A 15,178-nucleotide genomic window follows, 5' to 3' on the forward strand; every position below is an offset into this window, starting at 1 on the left:
GTTCACGGAGGTGCAGTTTTTCCAAAAAATGAGGTGTCACCCTATCCGCGCGCCGGTATAGAAGACAACAGCTATCGGGCAAGAGGGACCGGTCGCCCACAGGAGGTTTGGAGGAAAAATGGCTGACAGCAAGAGCAAGTCGCGTCCGGGAACCGGGATCACCGATCAGGAGGCACTGGACTTTCACAAGCAGGGCCGCCCCGGCAAGCTTGAGATCAACCCCACCAAGCCGATGGCGACGCAACGCGATCTTTCCCTTGCCTATTCGCCCGGCGTGGCCGTTCCCGTGAAGGCGATCGCCGCCGATCCGGCCACTGCCTATGATTATACCGCACGCGGCAACATGGTCGCCGTCATCTCCAACGGCACGGCCATTCTCGGCCTCGGCAATCTGGGAGCGCTCGCCTCCAAGCCGGTCATGGAAGGCAAGGCTGTCCTCTTCAAGCGCTTCGCCGACGTCGATTCGATCGATCTCGAAATCGACACCGAGAATGTCGATGAATTCATCAATTGCGTGCGCTATCTCGGCCCCTCCTTCGGCGGCATCAATCTCGAGGATATCAAGGCGCCGGACTGCTTTATCATCGAACAGCGGCTACGCGAGCTGATGGATATCCCGGTCTTCCATGACGACCAGCACGGCACCGCCATCATCGCCGCGGCCGGCCTGATCAACGCGCTGGAATTGACCGGCCGCGACCTCAAGACCACCAAGCTCGTCTGCAACGGTGCGGGTGCTGCCGCGATCGCCTGTATCGAGCTGATCAAGGCCATGGGCTTCAACCCGGAAAACATCATTCTCTGCGACACGAAGGGCGTGATCTATCAGGGCCGCAGCGAGGGCATGAACCAGTGGAAATCGGCGCATGCGGTCAAGACCGACAAGCGGACGCTGGAAGAGGCGATGAAGGGGGCTGACGTCGTGTTCGGCCTGTCGCAGAAGGACGCCTTCTCGGAAGACATGATCCGCTCGATGGCGGACAAGCCGATCATTTTCGCCATGGCCAATCCCGATCCGGAAATTACGCCGGAAGAAGTCGCCCGCATCCGCGACGATGCCATCATGGCGACCGGCCGCTCGGACTATCCGAACCAGGTCAATAACGTTCTCGGCTTTCCCTATATCTTCCGCGGTGCGCTCGATGTGCGCGCCACCACCATCAACGACGAGATGAAGATCGCCGCCGTCAGGGCGCTGGCGAGCCTGGCGCGCGAGGATGTTCCCGACGACGTTGTCGCCGCTTACCAAGGCGCAAGGCCGCGCTTCGGCGCACAATATATCATTCCCGTGCCGTTCGATCCGCGTCTGATCTCGGCAATCCCGGTAGCAGTCGCCAAGGCGGCGATTGAAAGCGGCGTCGCCCGCCGCGACATGCCCGACATGGACGCCTATGCCCGCGAGCTCTCCGCACGCCGCGATCCGATCGCCTCGACGCTGTCGCAGCTTTATGAACGCGTGCGCCGGCACCAGAAGCGCATCGTCTTTGCCGAGGCCGAAGAAGAACAGGTCATGCGCGCCGCCCTCTCCTACGCCAATCAGGGTCTCGGCACCGCCGTCCTGCTCGGCCGCGAGGATCTGATCCAATCCACCGCCGAACGCGCCGGCATCGACCTCAATCGTCCCGGCCTCGAAATCGTCAACGCCCGCATTTCCAAGCGGGTCGATGCCTATATCGACTATCTCTATGCCCGCCTGCAGCGCCAGGGCTACCTGCACCGCGACGTGACGCGCCTGATCCACAACGACCGCAATCACTTTGCTGCCTGCATGGTGGCACTGGGCGATGCCGATGGCATGGTGACGGGCGTGACACGCAACTATTCGACGGCACTCGGCGACGTGCGCCGCTGCATCGACGCCAAACCGGGGCACCGGGTCATCGGCGTATCGATCGTGCTCGCCCGCGGCCGCACCGTCTTCGTCGCCGATACAGCCGTGCACGACATGCCGACGGCCGAGGAGCTGGCCGATATCGCTGAGGAAGCAGCGGGGTTCGCGCGACGCATGGGTTATGAGCCGCGTGTCGCCATGCTTGCCTATTCCACCTTCGGCCACCCCTCGGGCGAGCGTTCCGAGCGGGTGCGCGAGGCCGTAAACATCCTCGACAAGCGCTATGTGAATTTCGAATTCGACGGGGAAATGGCAGCCGACGTGGCGTTGAACCGCAAGATCCTGGAGAGCCTCTATCCGTTCTCGCGCCTCTCCGGACCGGCAAACGTACTTGTCATGCCGGCCTTCCATTCGGCCGCGATCTCCACCAAGATGCTGCAGGAACTCGGTGGCTCCACCGTGATCGGACCGCTGCTCGTCGGGCTCGACAAGCCGGTGCAGATCACCTCGATGGGCGCGAAGGATTCCGATATCGTCAACATGGCCGCAATCGCTGCCTACGGCGCGGGATCCTAGCCTCTAGGCCGACCAGATTGCGGAGCCTATGACCAACAAAGGTTATGGGCTGCCGTATCAATTCGGTGTAGACTGTAAGAATGGGTGAAGCTCAGGTCCTGTTCGGAATACTGCGCCATTCAGCGCAGTCGGATATTGTCGATGCTATCGAGCGGCTCGTTGTTGAGGCACCCGACCGCAATCTCAACCGCGTGAATGTTCTTGCCTTCGCGGCCGATCGAGGCTTCGACGAAGAGCAGGTCATCAACACCTTCCTGCATGGCTCGCGCCTCGGCCTGTTCGAGATGTCGTGGAATGTTCTCTGCCCAGGTTGCGGCGGGGTATTGGATGCCAATACATCGCTGAAAACAGTGCAAAGCGACACCTACAATTGTACGCTTTGCGCTGCCGGCTACGAGCCAACGCTCGACGAGATGGTCGAAGTCACTTTCACCGTCAGTCCGCGCGTACGCCACATCGAGGCTCACAATCCGCATGAACTGCCGCCTCTCGAATATTTCCGCCAGATCTACTGGGGCTCGGGTATCGACCTTCCCGATGAGGGCTATGAAGAGAAGGTCGATCAATTCGTCCTGGAATCCCTGGAACTGCCGCCCGGCGAGAAGGCCGTCATATCGCTTCAGTTGCCGGCGGAGTTTACCATCATCTTCGAGCCCGTTACGCACGCCGCGCAATTCCTCGATGTGAAGGGAGAACCATCGAAGGAAAGGCAAACTCTCTCGCTTGTTTTCGACCGCATGCACCGACACAGCGAGGCGATCGAAATGCGACCAGGCCCACTGCGGATTATGATGGAGAATCACACGGATCTTCGCGTGCTGCCATCGATCTGCGTGGCCAACGAGGCTCTCCACACCCTGCTCGGCCAACGCCGACCGTTCCTGACCGCCAAGCGTCTGCTCTCCAACCAGACGTTCCGCGACATCTATCGCACGGACACGATCGATATCGACCAGCGGCTGAAGATTACCAGCCTCACTTTTCTCTTCACCGATCTGCGCGGCTCGACGGAGCTGTACGAAAGGGTCGGTGATCTCGCTGCCTTCGATCTGGTCAGGACCCATTTCGGCATCCTGCATGAGATCGTGGCGGCAGAAGCCGGCGCAGTCGTCAAGACCATCGGCGATGCCGTCATGGCCACCTTCCCGACGCCGGATCGGGCATTGGTCGCGGCGATGCGGATGCGCGAGGCCATGCTCAGCCTCAACAAAGAGCGCGGCAGCGACGATCTTCTTCTGAAAATCGGCATCCACGAGGGACCGTGCATCGCGGTCAGTCTGAACGAACGGCAGGACTATTTCGGACAAACGGTCAATATCGCATCCCGCGTCCAGCACCTCGCCACATCACGCGAGATATTCGCAACCAGCTCAGTGCTCGACAATCCGCGCGCCGCCGAGCTGATGACAACGCGCGGCCTCACCCCGCAATCTCACCATGTCGCGCTTCGAGGTATCACGGATGCGATGGATATTTTCGCGATCCCTTGAGATCCGTCAGCTGGCGAAGCGACCCGCGTCCGCGCCGTAATAATTGACGTAGCGGTCGGAGATGCTGGCGATCGGCAGAACGATGAGGACATCGGTCGTGTTGAAAGCCTGATCGACGACGGCTGTCGAACCGACCATGGCGCCGAGGCGCAGATAGCCCTTGATCAGCGGCGGCAGCGCCATCAACGCCTTCTTCGGATTGACGGCTTCGACCGGCATCAGGTCCATGTTGCGAGCAAGCGACGGCAAGGCGCCGACGGTCCACTCATCCTTGGCAAGGACATTGTGATAGAGGAAGGACAGAGCCAGCGCATGCTGTTCCGGAAGGACGCCCGGGAAAGAGGCGCAACCGATCATCGCGCCCATGCCGTGCTTCAGCGCATAGGCCCAATTGCCCTGCCACAGAAGCTCGACCGTGCGCTTGTTGCGGTATTCCGGCAGCACGCAGGAACGGCCAAGCTCCATGAAACGCTTGTCGGGATGACGGGCAAGCAGCGCATCCAGATCGAATTCCGAGGAAGAATAGAAACCGCCATTGGCCATGGCCACTTCCTGCCGCAGCAGGCGATAGGTGCCGACGATCTGGTCCTCCGGATCGCCTTCGAGCGACCGGTCAAGGACGAGCAGATGGTCGCAGATGGCATCCCAGCCGTCGATATCGCGCTGACGACGCATGGCGTCAGCCGGCAATTGCGCTTTCATCTCCTCGACGAAAACACGATAGCGGACAGCCTGAGCGGCATCGATCTCGCTCGCCGTACGGGCAAGGCGAGTTTCTAGATTTCCGATGCGTCCAAGCACATCGCTGGCAACCGGCGCAACCGTTGCCTTTGAAGACTGAACCATTTCGCCCTGAGCTTCGCGATTCAAAATTTCGATGGACATGGCGATTCTCCCCCTGCGGGCCGATATAGCGCCATAAACCAAATTCATGCGACAGGAAAGTGACATGCAGCATTCCTAAAAGCAAGAAGCGTGCCCGTTGCAATTTTCGAATGAACGCACAGTCCCCAACTTAACAGCACCGATTGCCTGTGGTTGAGCACCATCAATGCCTGCTATCGGGCATTGATGAATCCGGGCCGCAATCTTCCTTCGAAAACGAAATAGCCGGCTAGGCGCGTTCGAAGCTCAGCTTCGACAGGCTTTGCACCGTCGTTACCAATCGCTGGGGGTCGACGGGCTTGACGATGACGGCATCGGCGCCGGCAAGCAAGGCCTGGCGGCGGATCGCATCGCGGCTGTCGGCCGTCAGCACGATGATCGGCAATGCGGGCAACCCATGCCGGCGCTCCTGGGCGCGCAGCTGCGCCAGCACGGCCGCACCGGCGCCGCCGGGCATATTGAAGTCGGTGACGATAACATCAGGCCGCGGCTCGGCATTTTCCGTGCGGGCACGCAGACCATCGAAATCCTCGACCAGGCAGACCCTGTGGCCTGCCTTGGCAAGCATGGCGCGAATGAGCATGGCGTTGACCGGATCATCCTCGCCGAGCAGGATTTCGAGGGCGGGATCTTCAGCCTCAGGCGTGGTTATGCCGATCTCGGACACGGCTTCGATCAAGGCATCGCGCTTTTCCATGCCGCGCATGCGGCCGCTCAACACATCGATCAACGATTGCTCGCGCAACGGCCGAATGAGCCAGGCATCGAAGAGATCGAGCGGATGGGTGTTGCGCTCCTCGGGATTAACGAGGAAAATCTTGCGCAGCGCCGGCATCGCGAGCTCGTTGCCCTCCCTGAAATATAGGGGCGCCATGCGATGATCGACGATGAGATCGGTCCAGGCACCGCCTTCCTGCGTCGAAGAGGACCGCTTCAGCACATCGATATCGTCGGCGCCGATCAGGCGGCAATGGCCGCCGAGCGTGCGAATGGTCTGCGCGATGGCGGTGCTTGCCGCGCCCTCCGGGGCAAGCAGCAGGACGTGCGCCCCCTTGAGCACGGCATCGCGCCTGAGGTTTCCGTCCTCTTCGGCAACCAACCCGATGGGGAAGCTGACGGTGAATTCGCTGCCTTTGCCGCGTTCGCTGGCGACATTCAGTCCGCCGCCGAATTCGCGCAGGATACGAGCCGAAATGGCAAGCCCGAGCCCGGTGCCGGAGCTTCTCTCGACGATGGTGCCAGCCTGCTCGAACTCTCCGAAAATACGAGCCTGCTCCTCCTCCGTCATACCCGGGCCGCTATCCTGCACCGAGATTGCGAGATTACGCCCTTGCAGGCTGGCACGCACGAGCACACCGCCCGTCTGGGTGAACTTCACCGCATTGCCGAGGACATTGAACAAGACCTGGCGCAGTCGGGCCGGATCGAACTCCATCGCCTCGGGTACATCGGCGGCAACGGTCGCGGCGATTTCGATGCCCTTTTCATGGGCGCGATGGGCAAGCATCTCGACGACGCCTTCCAGCAATGGCCGGAAAGCTTCCTTGCGGGGATGCAATTGGAAACGACCGACCTCGATGGTGGAAAAGTCGAGCAGATCTTCGACCAGTTGCACCAGCGCATGACCCGACTGGCGGATGCCCGTCAGGTAATTGGCCTGCTCCAGCGTCAACGGCGTCTGGGCAAGCAGATGGTTCATGCCCAGAATGCCCGAGAGGGGCGTGCGGATTTCATGACTGACGGTCGCCAGCAACCGCGACTTGGCGGCGCTGTTATATTCGGCCTTCAGCCTCGCATCCTCGCGAAGGCGGGTCGTCTGGCGTTCTTCCGTCACATCGCGCGCCACACTCTGTATGCACAACTGTCCCGTCGACGGATCGCGAAATATGACATCATGCCAGGCAAAGATGCGACGACCCTCGGGCGTCGATATCTCGGCATCCTGATGCTTTGCGTCGGTAACGGCGCGGAAGACCAGGCCGGTCTCCTCCAGCGTCAGACCTTCGGGATTGGATTTGCCCGTCAGCTTGCGGAAGGTGGCGTTGGCGTCCAGAATCCGCCGATCGATGCTGCGGGTGACCGTGATATCGCCGAGCGCATCATGAATGGTGGCGAGCAGACTGTTGCTTTCCTTACGCTCCCAAAGACGGTCATGTTCGCTCTCGCTGAGATCGGCGGCGACAGCGGCAGGTTTGTGCGCGTCTTTCCACATATTGAAGACGCTGATAGCGATCAGGGTAATCGCCACGAGGGCCAGAACGCCGGCCAGGGTCAGCGGGCCTCCGGCAAAGCCGATCGCGAGCAAGATGATACCGACAATCAGACCGCCGCCGTTCAGCCAATGGCGTTGCAGCCAACGCGCCGACGGTGTCAGGCGCCGCTCCGCTTCCTGCAGCGTCTCGGTCGGCTCGGCAAAGGGCGGCCCGTTCCCGGTCAGCCCTTCGATCGATCCGGTTTGGCCGCGCGTAATGTCAGCGGCAAGCTTTTCCTGCAGATTTGCCAGCGTGCTCATGCAATCTGGCTAGCATGGGCAACGTTCCCGATGCCTTCAGGGATTCGCTAGAATTTTAAGCTTTCGCCTTTTTCGGCATCAGAAGCTCGTCGAGAATCACGCAGGCCGCGCCGACTGTAATGAAACTATCGGCCAGGTTGAACACCGCGAAAGACCAGGTTTCCGTATGGAACAGGATATAGTCGATCACATGGCCGTAGAGGAAGCGGTCGATCAGGTTTCCAAGAGCGCCGGCGATGATCAGGGCAAAGCCGAGATGGGCGAGCCAGCGATGATTGGGCGTATGCCGCCAAAGCCAGAGCACGAAGGCGACGATCACAAGCCGCATGCCGACAATGAACCAGCCGTCCATGCCTGACAGCATCGAGAAGGCAACACCGAGATTATAGGTGCGATAGAGCGCCAGCATCGGAATGACCGGAACCATTTCCTGCAGCGGCAGCCAGTGATCGACCGTGATCTTGACGATCTGGTCAAGGATGACGGCGATGACGATGAAGATCAGGATCGGCAAAGGCCGGGAAAACAGCGCCGGCTTTACAGGCGGCTGTGGATTGGTCTCGCTTTCGGTCATCGGCTCTCGCTAAGGGTCAGGATATGGCGGCGGGCTTCGAACAGCATGACCGCCGTCGCAACCGCCAGATTGAGACTGTCGGCACGGCCGGCCTGCGGAATGCGGGCAAGCGCATCGGCCTCTTTCGCCAGGACATCCGGCAGGCCGGATTGCTCGTTGCCCATCAGAATGACGACGGGCTTCTTCTTGTAATCGATGGTCCGGTAGTCGACCGCGCCGGCCAGATGGGTGGCGACGACCGAGACATCGGCCTTCTTCTTCCATGCCAGAAACTCCTCAGGCGTCGCCTTGACGACGGGCATCGCGAAGACCGAGCCCATGGTGGCGCGCACGGTTTCCAGCGAAAACGGATCGGTCGTTTCGCCGACGAGGATGACACCGGAGGCACCGGCCGCATCGGCGGTGCGGATGATGGTGCCGAGGTTGCCGGGATCGCGCACGCGGTCGAGCGCCACCCAGGTCTCGCCAACTTGCGGCTTGACGTCCCTCAGCTGCCGCCAGCGCTGATCGAAGACACCGACCACCATCTGCGGATTGTCGCGACGGGTGATCGACGCAATGACCTTTTCGCTCGCTTCCAGCACCAGCCCGCCGGATGCCACGGTCTTTGCCGCCACCTGTTCGACGAGAGGCTTGCCTTTCGCGGACTTTGCGTAGACCAGCGTGCGGATGGTCCAACCGAGCTCGAGGGCATCGATGACCAGCTTCAGGCCTTCGGCCAGGAAAGCACCGCTCTCCTCGCGCGATTTCTTGACTGTCAGCGCCTTGATGTCCTTGACGATCGGATTGGCAAGCGAGGTGACCTCCTTGACCTGCCCGACCCTGCGCGGGCCGTCGTTACGGAAATCCTGATTCATTTCGGCACCCAGCGGCTGAAGAGAGAGGTGGAAAGCGCCTTGCCCGGCGTGCGGCCATCAAGGCCGGCCTCGCGGATGACCAGCTCGCCGGATTCGACGACACCGCCGGCCCCGCGCATGGTCTCGCGCATCAATTCATGGATCGAATAGAAGCTGGCGCGGATCGAATAGGCCGTCAGCACCAGTCCAAGCGCCTTCGGCGACAGGATCTCTCGGCAGATATCGAGCATGGAAGGCAGATGTTCGAAAAGATGCCAGACCTCGCCATTCGGGCCACGGCCGAATTTCGGCGGGTCGGTGAGAATGATGTCATATTTGCTGCCGCGGCGCTCTTCGCGCAGGATGAACTTCATCGCATCCTCGCAGATCCAGCGGATCGGCAGCTTTTCCATGCGGCCCAGGGCCTGGTTTTCACGCGCCCAGCCGATCGCCTTCTTGGAGGCGTCGACATGGGTCACTTCCGCGCCGGCGGCGGCAGCGACGAGCGACGCCACGCCGGTATAGCCGAAGAGGTTCAGCACCTTCAGCGGCCGTTTCGCCGCCTCGACCTGTCCCTTCATCCACGCCCAATGGACGATCTGCTCGGGAAAGACGCCGACATGGCGGAACGCGGTAAAGCGACCGAGAAAATCGACGCCGAGCAATTGCAGCGGCCAGGTTTCGCCGAGCGCCTCGCGCGGAAAGCGCCAGCGGCCCATGCCGTCCTCGTCCGTATCGCCGGTGAAGATGGCATCGGCATTGTCCCACAGATGGGCGGCGAGCGATGGCGGCCACAGCGCCTGCGCCTCGGGGCGCACGATGCGATAAGGGCCGTATTGCTCAAGCTTAAGACCGTTGCCAGTGTCGATAAGGTGAAAATCCCCGGCGCCCAGCGACTCGAGAATGACTGGCACGCGCTCTGCCGACCGCTCGCCGGTTCGGGCGATCAGCGGACGTTCGGGCGCGGCGGCCGCCGGTGCGGCAACACGCGGCTCGGTTACCCGCTCGCCGTGATCGCGCGAAGGTTTGGCAGGCCGCAAGGCATGCGCGGGCTTTGCCGGCGGCTTGCCGGGCATGTCACGCCGGGGTTTTGCCCCGAGACCGCCCGCTGCTTTCTGGCCGGGCCGGTTTTCCCTATGTTTCACCATGCTTGTCTCAAAATTGATATGAGCGTGCAAATAGCATCTGGCCGCCACTTGGCAAAGCGCTTTCCGATCTGCGATGATCCATGTTCATAATGTCGCATTGGAAGGATTGCGTATGGACATGACCGGCGAACAGCGGATCGCGGCACCCAGGGACGCAGTCTGGGCGGCTCTGAACAACCCCGATATGCTCAAGCAGTGCATTCGCGGCTGTGAGAGCCTCGAATGGGTCTCCTCGACGGAACTGACCGCGACCGTGAAGCTGAAGATCGGCCCCTTCTCGACGTCCTTCAACGGCGATGTGACGCTCTCCAATATCAACCCTCCGATAAGCTACACGATCTATGCCGAGGGAAAGGGTGGGATTGCCGGCTTTGCCAAGGGTGGTGCAGACGTCGTCCTTAAGGAAGACGGCAACGAGACCATCCTGCAATATGAAGCCAATGCGCAGGTCGGCGGCAAGATCGCGCAGCTTGGCTCGTGGCTGGTCGATTCCAGCGCCAAGAAGATTACACAGCAGTTCTTTTCCGATCTCACTGCAGCGATCAACGGCCAAGCCAAAGCCTGATTGCCACGATCACATTTGGCGCCCATATAATCGAGTCATGACAACGATACCCGAGACTTGGACCATCCGTCCGGCACGCGAGCAGGATATGCCGCTTCTTGCCGAGATTTATCTGAGCGTTCGCCGGCAGACGTTCCTCTGGGTCGATCCCAGCCATTTCAACCTTGAGGATTTCGCCGTTCATTCGGCGGGCGAGCGCCTGCTGGTTTGCGAGGACCTGCATGGTGTGATCGCAGGCTTCGCGGCGCTATGGGACGCGGACGACTTCATCCATATGCTCTATATTCTCCCGGCATTTCAGGGCCGCGGTGCCGGCAAAGCCCTGCTTGCCGCCCTGCCGGATTGGCCGAAACGCCGATATCGATTGAAATGCCTGGTCAAAAACACGCATGCCATGGCTTTTTATCAGGCGCTCGGCTTCGAAATCATCGGCGACGGAGCTTCGCCGGAAGGCGACTACAAGGAAATGCGGCTTCGCGGCATCCAGTCACTTTGACGGAAGCTGCCCGGCAATCTGCTCGGCGCGCGTGCGGTGCTTATCGGCCTCCGCCTGCCAGCGCACCGCCTCGAGCGACTGGCTGCGGGCGCGCTTGCGATGCTTTCCCTGGCTGAACCAGGTCACCGCGCCGCCGACGAGCATGCCGACGATCAGCGCCACGAACAGCAGGACGAAAAGCGGCGCATGCAGCGACAACACCTGATCGTCCGGCCGGAATGGATTGAGCGCAAGTGTCACCGACTGTCTGTTGGCAACGCAGAATACGATAAAAATGATGCCGAGCGGCAGCAATATCAGCAGGTTGACGATCTTCTTGGCCATTGCGCAGCTCCTTTATCCGGGCGTAGCCGTGTAGATCGCACACGCACCGCCTTAAGCCGCAGAATAGAAAAGACGCGGCCGAGTTCAAGTGCCACCGCGTCGCGGCACAATCATGTCCGAAGGGCCATCCCGGGAAAGTTCGGCCGAAGCCAGACGATCAGTTGTCGTCTTCCTCGTCGCCGGCGCCTGGATTAAGCCGCTCGCGCAGCTCCTTGCCGGTCTTGAAGAAGGGAACCCACTTTTCCTCGACAAATACCGTATCGCCCGTGCGCGGGTTGCGACCGGAGCGGGAGGGACGGTTCTTCACGGAGAAGGCACCGAAGCCGCGAAGTTCAACCCGGTTTCCGGCGGCGAGGGCATCGGTGATCTCATCGAGGACTGCGTTGACGATATTTTCGACGTCGCGGTGATAGAGATGCGGGTTGCGGGCGGCAACAATCTGCACCAATTCCGACTTGATCACGGCTACCCCCTTAAATCATTGATTTATCAGTTGGCAGCACCCTGCCAAACAGAAAGCAGGCCGTCAAGAAACAACTTCTCTGTCATGACTTTCTGAAAGCCATCTGCCTTCAGAAAATCACCATAACCAAGGCCATTTAGCAACCAGGCCGCAGCACTTGGCCAGAAGAAGGACGAGCTTTTGTCTTCCGGCTTCCAATCGACGATCGGCAGGTCCTTGCTGACCTTGCGCGTTTCGAGATAGGTGCGGATCTCGTCTTCACCGCCAAGCGTGTCGATCAGCTTGTTCTGAAGCGCCTGGCGGCCTGTGAAGATGCTGCCGTCGGCGAGCTTCAACACGTCTTCGCGCGGCAATTTGCGGCGATCCGCGACGAGATCGACGAACCAGCCATAGCTGTCCATGACCATGTTGCGGATCATGTTCTTGGCGTCTTCGCTGGCCGGATGGAACGGCGAAGGCTCGGCCTTCAACGGCGCCGACTTGATCTCGTCGAGGGAAACGCCGACCTTGTCGAGCAGATCCTTGACCTGCGGATACTGGAAGATGACGCCGATCGAGCCGGTGATCGAGGTGTCACCGGCGACGATATCATCACCGGCGGCGGCAATCATGTAGCCGGCCGAGGCGGCAACGGTGCGGATATCGGAGACGACAGGCTTCTTGGCGGCGACGGCACGGATCGCCTTGAAGATGCGCTCGCCGCCATAGGTCGTTCCGCCGGTCGACGAGATCGAGACAATCAGCGCCTTGACCTGGTCGTTGTCGCGGATCTTCTTCAATCGCTCCAGAAGCTCTGGATCATCCTGAATGAGCCCGGAGATCGTAACGCGAGCGACCTGTGGTCCTCGCGCATCCGGCAAGTCCCCGGCGATGAAGCGATAGAGCGCAAAACCAAGGGCCACGAGGAGCAAAACGGCAACAATGCGCCAGAAACCAAGCCTGCGGCGTAATTGTCGCCGATCCGCGATTGCAGAACTGTCCATCACGCCTTATTTCTCCCTGCAACAAACTGAATGCGATACGAACCGGATATATGACACCTTGAAACAGGCACAATCCTCAGAGAAAAGCTGTTCCCGTTTTCGATGTCGTCAGCGGCACGTCGCTCTGCTGGCTCATGAGATAGGGCATCGCCCGATCGGATGAAACCGGCTTATGGCATATTTCTCCGCCAAATTTGCTTGGTTGCAGAAAAAAATCCATATTGGCAAGCAAGTGCAATAATGCGAAACGATCCGATGGGCTTTTTGACACAGCCTCGCATAACGTCAATGCGGTTCTCCGGATCAGAAAAGACGGACCTGTTGCATGCTGAATACGATCGAGACCCCCGGCGAGACCGTCCGCGCTTTGCCGGAACGAAGCCACTATAAGGACGCGATCTTCCACTCGACGCGCGTGAGAAGACTGAGGGTGCTGCTGCCGCTGATCGCGATAATCATTTCGCTGATCTTCATTGGCGTCTCGGTGATCCGCGCCTATCTGCCGGCCGAGATCCAGATCGAAGGCGCCAAGATCGAGGACGGCAAGGTCGTGATGGAGCGCCCGGCCATCGCCGGCCGCAACAAGGACGGCATCAATTACTCCCTGCTCGCCGAAAAGGCGCTGCAGGATATCAAGAACCCCAATATGATCACGCTCAAGACCATCAAGGCATCCATGCCCGTCAATACGGACGTGATCGCACATGTTACCGCTCAAAGCGCGGACTTCGACCGACAGGCCGATACGCTGAAGCTGACCGAACCTTTCACCATCGTGATGGACAATGGCTTGCGCGCCGAATTCAGGACGGCGTTCCTCGACGTCAAGAAGGGCGACCTGTCGAGCCAAGATCAGGTTTCAATCTTTCGAGGTGGCATGTCGGTTGTTGCGCGTTCGCTCAAGATGACGGATAAGGGGAGCGTAATCGAACTCGACGGGCAGGTTCAGGTGCATATCGAACCGTCCGCACTCAACAATTCAGCTAGCGAAAAGAAGCCGGGCGGTTCATGATAAACGATTGGACACATTCAATTTTCAACTCCCGCCGGCGCAGAGCCGGCCTTTTCTGCGCCATCGGCGCGCTTGCTCTCTTTGCAGCCGCCGAAGCCGGTGCGCAGGCAACGACAAGCAAGATGCCCGGTCTCGCCATTTCGAAGGATCAGCCGATCCAGATCGAAAGCGACAAGCTGGAAATCCATGATGCGGAGAGCCAGGCCGTATTCACCGGCAACGTCAAGGTGGTTCAGGGAACCACGACGATGCAGGCTGGAAAGATGACTGTCTTCTACAAGAAGAAGCAGCCGGCCGATGCCAACGCGCCCAAGCCGGCGGACAATCCCGTCGCCAAGGTCGCCAAGGAACAGAACGAATCTCTGGTCTCCGGCGATGCGAACATCGACCACATTCTGGTCACCGATAAGGTCTACCTCGTTTCTGGCACGCAGACGGCGACCGCCGAAGACGGTTCCTTCGACATGGCAAACCAGCTCGCCATCCTCAAGGGCAAGAAGGTTGTGCTGACGGACGGACCGAATGTTTTCACGGGTTGCCAGCTCACCGTGCATATGGCGACGGGTGAAGCACAGCTGGATGCCTGTGGGGGCCGCGTCCAGATCCAGCTCGATCCGAAGTCGCAGCAAGTGCAGCAACAACAGAACAAGAACTGATACTGGCCCCCCTCGTGACCACATCGACCACCACCACCTTACCCGGTATGCCCGGGCCATCTTCTGCGACATCCGGTGCGCCGGCCGCGGATAAAGCGCGCTATCAGGGCACCCTGATTGCGCGCGGCCTCACCAAAACCTACGGTAGACGCCGTGTCGTGAACGGCGTTTCGCTGGTCGTACGGCGTGGCGAAGCAGTGGGTCTGCTGGGACCGAACGGCGCCGGCAAGACGACCTGTTTCTATATGATCACCGGGCTGGTGCCCGTGGACGAAGGCACGATCGAGATCGACGGCAACAATGTCACCTCGATGCCGATGTACCGTCGCGCGCGGCTCGGTGTCGGCTATCTGCCGCAGGAAGCCTCGATCTTTCGTGGCCTGACGGTGGAACAGAACATCCGCGCCGTGCTGGAGGTTCACGAAAAGGACAAGGCAAAGCGGGAGCACAAGATCGACGAATTGCTGGAGGAATTCCACATTCGCAATCTGCGCACCGTGCCCGCGATCGCTCTTTCGGGCGGCGAGCGGCGACGCCTTGAAATCGCCCGCGCATTGGCGACCGATCCGACCTTCATGTTGCTCGACGAGCCTTTTGCCGGTGTCGATCCGATCTCGGTCGCCGACATTCAGAACCTCGTCCACCATCTGACGGCGCGCGGCATCGGTGTCTTGATCACCGACCACAATGTCCGTGAAACGCTTGGCCTGATCGACCGCGCCTATATCATTCATGCCGGCGAAGTGCTCACCCATGGCAGAGCCAACGATATCGTCAGCAATCCGGAAGTTCGGAAACTCTATCTCGGTGACAATTTCAGCCTTTGA

The 15,178-nt window shown here is 60.3% G+C and carries 15 protein-coding genes; 7 read left to right on the plus strand and 8 right to left on the minus strand.

The window, feature by feature from the left end; genetic code table 11:
• The first annotated feature begins 118 nt into the window (after positions 1-118).
• Both BSK43_RS07275 and BSK43_RS07280 read left to right on the plus strand, forming a co-directional pair.
• Positions 119-2,407, plus strand: coding sequence for an NADP-dependent malic enzyme (locus BSK43_RS07275; protein ID WP_077468548.1), 2,289 nt, complete (start codon positions 119-121; stop codon positions 2,405-2,407).
• Positions 2,408-2,487: 80 nt separating this feature from the next.
• Positions 2,488-3,897, plus strand: a complete 1,410-nt coding sequence (locus tag BSK43_RS07280) for an adenylate/guanylate cyclase domain-containing protein (RefSeq protein ID WP_077468547.1) — start codon at positions 2,488-2,490, stop codon at positions 3,895-3,897.
• Positions 3,898-3,903: 6 nt separating this feature from the next.
• Here BSK43_RS07280 and BSK43_RS07285 read toward each other — a convergent pair whose 3' ends face one another.
• The 5 genes from BSK43_RS07285 to BSK43_RS07305 all read right to left on the minus strand — a co-directional run bounded on the left by BSK43_RS07285 (position 3,904) and on the right by BSK43_RS07305 (position 9,849).
• The gene (locus BSK43_RS07285; protein ID WP_246662520.1) at positions 3,904-4,743 is read right to left on the minus strand and encodes a GNAT family N-acetyltransferase; all 840 of its coding nucleotides are present in this window, start codon (positions 4,741-4,743) and stop codon (positions 3,904-3,906) included.
• A gap of 268 nt (positions 4,744-5,011) precedes the next feature.
• Positions 5,012-7,294, minus strand: coding sequence for a PAS domain-containing hybrid sensor histidine kinase/response regulator (locus BSK43_RS07290; RefSeq protein ID WP_077468545.1), 2,283 nt, complete (start codon positions 7,292-7,294; stop codon positions 5,012-5,014).
• A 55-nt stretch (positions 7,295-7,349) separates the two neighbouring features.
• Entirely contained in the window at positions 7,350-7,868 is a 519-nt protein-coding gene (lspA, locus tag BSK43_RS07295; RefSeq protein WP_077468544.1) for a signal peptidase II, read from the minus strand.
• Entirely contained in the window at positions 7,865-8,725 is an 861-nt protein-coding gene (locus BSK43_RS07300) for an RNA methyltransferase (protein ID WP_077468543.1), read from the minus strand. Before BSK43_RS07300 ends, lspA begins: the two co-directional genes overlap by 4 nt.
• On the minus strand, positions 8,722-9,849 hold the full coding sequence (locus tag BSK43_RS07305) for a class I SAM-dependent methyltransferase (RefSeq protein WP_205910597.1): 1,128 nt from the start codon (positions 9,847-9,849) through the stop codon (positions 8,722-8,724). Before BSK43_RS07305 ends, BSK43_RS07300 begins: the two co-directional genes overlap by 4 nt.
• Before the next feature lie 115 nt (positions 9,850-9,964).
• Here BSK43_RS07305 and BSK43_RS07310 point away from each other — a divergent pair, with 115 nt between their 5' ends.
• The gene (locus tag BSK43_RS07310) at positions 9,965-10,417 is read left to right on the plus strand and encodes a carbon monoxide dehydrogenase subunit G (protein ID WP_077468541.1); all 453 of its coding nucleotides are present in this window, start codon (positions 9,965-9,967) and stop codon (positions 10,415-10,417) included.
• Positions 10,418-10,454: 37 nt separating this feature from the next.
• The gene (locus tag BSK43_RS07315; RefSeq protein WP_077468540.1) at positions 10,455-10,913 is read left to right on the plus strand and encodes a GNAT family N-acetyltransferase; all 459 of its coding nucleotides are present in this window, start codon (positions 10,455-10,457) and stop codon (positions 10,911-10,913) included.
• Here the strand turns inward: BSK43_RS07315 and BSK43_RS07320 are convergent.
• The 3 genes from BSK43_RS07320 to sppA form a co-directional block, all read right to left on the minus strand.
• Positions 10,905-11,237, minus strand: a complete 333-nt coding sequence (locus BSK43_RS07320; RefSeq protein WP_068397669.1) for a LapA family protein — start codon at positions 11,235-11,237, stop codon at positions 10,905-10,907. The two genes, BSK43_RS07315 and BSK43_RS07320, sit on opposite strands and share 9 nt — an antisense overlap.
• Positions 11,238-11,394: 157 nt before the next feature.
• Positions 11,395-11,700 carry an integration host factor subunit beta gene (locus BSK43_RS07325; RefSeq protein ID WP_004120746.1) on the minus strand — a complete coding sequence of 102 codons (306 nt, stop codon included), beginning with the start codon at positions 11,698-11,700 and terminating at the stop codon, positions 11,395-11,397.
• Positions 11,701-11,726: 26 nt separating this feature from the next.
• Complete coding sequence (sppA, locus tag BSK43_RS07330) at positions 11,727-12,683, minus strand: signal peptide peptidase SppA (RefSeq protein WP_077468539.1); 957 nt, start codon at positions 12,681-12,683, stop codon at positions 11,727-11,729.
• Positions 12,684-13,008: 325 nt separating this feature from the next.
• Between sppA and lptC the strand changes: the two genes are divergently transcribed.
• The 3 genes from lptC to lptB are packed head-to-tail and all read left to right on the plus strand — an operon-like array spanning position 13,009 to position 15,178.
• The gene (gene lptC, locus BSK43_RS07335; RefSeq protein WP_077468538.1) at positions 13,009-13,695 is read left to right on the plus strand and encodes an LPS export ABC transporter periplasmic protein LptC; all 687 of its coding nucleotides are present in this window, start codon (positions 13,009-13,011) and stop codon (positions 13,693-13,695) included.
• On the plus strand, positions 13,692-14,351 hold the full coding sequence (locus tag BSK43_RS07340; protein WP_077468537.1) for an LptA/OstA family protein: 660 nt from the start codon (positions 13,692-13,694) through the stop codon (positions 14,349-14,351). Before lptC ends, BSK43_RS07340 begins: the two co-directional genes overlap by 4 nt.
• A 47-nt stretch (positions 14,352-14,398) precedes the next feature.
• Entirely contained in the window at positions 14,399-15,178 is a 780-nt protein-coding gene (lptB, locus tag BSK43_RS07345) for an LPS export ABC transporter ATP-binding protein (protein WP_077468536.1), read from the plus strand.

It is taken from the genome of Rhizobium sp. P44RR-XXIV, assembly GCF_001999485.2.
Lineage (GTDB): Bacteria > Pseudomonadota > Alphaproteobacteria > Rhizobiales > Rhizobiaceae > Rhizobium.

Excerpts from the sequence above, each read along its gene's own strand:
- BSK43_RS07275 (WP_077468548.1), top strand. The coding sequence starts at position 119 with ATGGCTGACAGCAAGAGCAAGTCGCGTCCGGGAACCGGGATCACCGAT.
- BSK43_RS07280 (WP_077468547.1), top strand. The coding sequence starts at position 2,488 with ATGGGTGAAGCTCAGGTCCTGTTCGGAATACTGCGCCATTCAGCGCAG.
- BSK43_RS07285 (WP_246662520.1), bottom strand. The coding sequence starts at position 4,743 with ATGGTTCAGTCTTCAAAGGCAACGGTTGCGCCGGTTGCCAGCGATGTG.
- BSK43_RS07290 (WP_077468545.1), bottom strand. The coding sequence starts at position 7,294 with ATGAGCACGCTGGCAAATCTGCAGGAAAAGCTTGCCGCTGACATTACG.
- lspA (WP_077468544.1), bottom strand. The coding sequence starts at position 7,868 with ATGACCGAAAGCGAGACCAATCCACAGCCGCCTGTAAAGCCGGCGCTG.
- BSK43_RS07300 (WP_077468543.1), bottom strand. The coding sequence starts at position 8,725 with ATGAATCAGGATTTCCGTAACGACGGCCCGCGCAGGGTCGGGCAGGTC.
- BSK43_RS07310 (WP_077468541.1), top strand. The coding sequence starts at position 9,965 with ATGGACATGACCGGCGAACAGCGGATCGCGGCACCCAGGGACGCAGTC.
- BSK43_RS07315 (WP_077468540.1), top strand. The coding sequence starts at position 10,455 with ATGACAACGATACCCGAGACTTGGACCATCCGTCCGGCACGCGAGCAG.
- BSK43_RS07320 (WP_068397669.1), bottom strand. The coding sequence starts at position 11,237 with ATGGCCAAGAAGATCGTCAACCTGCTGATATTGCTGCCGCTCGGCATC.
- sppA (WP_077468539.1), bottom strand. The coding sequence starts at position 12,683 with ATGGACAGTTCTGCAATCGCGGATCGGCGACAATTACGCCGCAGGCTT.
- lptC (WP_077468538.1), top strand. The coding sequence starts at position 13,009 with ATGCTGAATACGATCGAGACCCCCGGCGAGACCGTCCGCGCTTTGCCG.
- BSK43_RS07340 (WP_077468537.1), top strand. The coding sequence starts at position 13,692 with ATGATAAACGATTGGACACATTCAATTTTCAACTCCCGCCGGCGCAGA.
- lptB (WP_077468536.1), top strand. The coding sequence starts at position 14,399 with ATGCCCGGGCCATCTTCTGCGACATCCGGTGCGCCGGCCGCGGATAAA.